This is a genomic window from Bartonella sp. CE47NXGY (assembly GCF_042195415.1).
In the GTDB taxonomy this organism is placed as follows: Bacteria; Pseudomonadota; Alphaproteobacteria; order Rhizobiales; family Rhizobiaceae; genus Bartonella.
Genome location: NZ_JBHIOI010000216.1, coordinates 1 through 760, shown reverse-complemented (window position 1 = coordinate 760; position 760 = coordinate 1). Strand labels below are relative to the sequence as shown.

Annotated in this window: 2 protein-coding genes; both read right to left on the bottom strand. The window is 37.5% G+C overall.

Annotated features, from left to right (window positions below; translation table 11 throughout):
* Window positions 1-75: 75 nt before the first annotated feature.
* Window positions 76-369 carry a HigA family addiction module antitoxin gene (locus ACFIL3_RS10745; RefSeq protein ID WP_375613679.1) on the bottom strand — a complete coding sequence of 98 codons (294 nt, stop codon included), beginning with the start codon at window positions 367-369 and terminating at the stop codon, window positions 76-78.
* A 16-nt stretch (window positions 370-385) separates the two neighbouring features.
* Window positions 386-667: a type II toxin-antitoxin system RelE/ParE family toxin gene (locus ACFIL3_RS10740; protein ID WP_252619286.1), complete on the bottom strand. Its 282-nt coding sequence runs from the start codon at window positions 665-667 to the stop codon at window positions 386-388.
* Between the last annotated feature and the right edge of the window lie 93 nt (window positions 668-760).

The window sequence follows — 760 nt, the reverse complement described above, 5'->3', positions numbered from 1 at the left end:
ATAAAAAACTATCGTGGGCTGCTTGATTTTAAAGAACATGACCTCTAGGTGTGAAGAAAGATGGGCTAAGTCTTTCTAAAAATGCCCTACTTGCTCTAAAGGTGAAATATGTGGGATTGGGCTGTTATGCCGAGCTTGCCACAAATCATGCTTTTGTTGCAATTTAAGCCAGAATTCCGCATCATTTAAACCCGCTTTTTCTAACCGTAAAGCTAAGTTAATACTAATCGCCGCATGGCAGTTTAAGACGCGGGATAAAGTTAAACGTGCAACGCCAAGACGATTTGCAGCTTCTGTTACTGTTAACCCTAATTCATCAAGCAATTCTTCTTTCAAAATGCCGCCAGGGTGTGGAGGATTGTACATCATAATAACACCTCAAAACTCAATGGTAATCTTGATAATCAACCAGTTCAACGTCTGTCCCAATGAAACGAAAAGTAACACGCCAATTTCCATTGACACGCATTGACCAGTAACCTTTTAAATCGCCCGTAAGCGCATGTAGACGATACGATTTAAGAGTAACTTGTTCAGGCGCGGATATTGTATCTAAAATTACTAAAATGTTTGCTAATTTTTTAGCATGCGCGGGTTGTATGCCTTTGCAGACTCCTCTTTCAAAGAATAATTTCAACCCTTTATGCTTAAAACTAACGATTGCCATATATACCCTCTTGATACTTGATACTATACACCATGCATTTATGTCAATTGATTATTTATCAAAGAGCATATTAAACATAATTTTATATGTTAA

What these genes read in the sequence shown, in the direction of transcription:
- ACFIL3_RS10745 (WP_375613679.1), bottom strand. Translation starts at nt 369, where the DNA reads ATGATGTACAATCCTCCACACCCTGGCGGCATTTTGAAAGAAGAATTG.
- ACFIL3_RS10740 (WP_252619286.1), bottom strand. Translation starts at nt 667, where the DNA reads ATGGCAATCGTTAGTTTTAAGCATAAAGGGTTGAAATTATTCTTTGAA.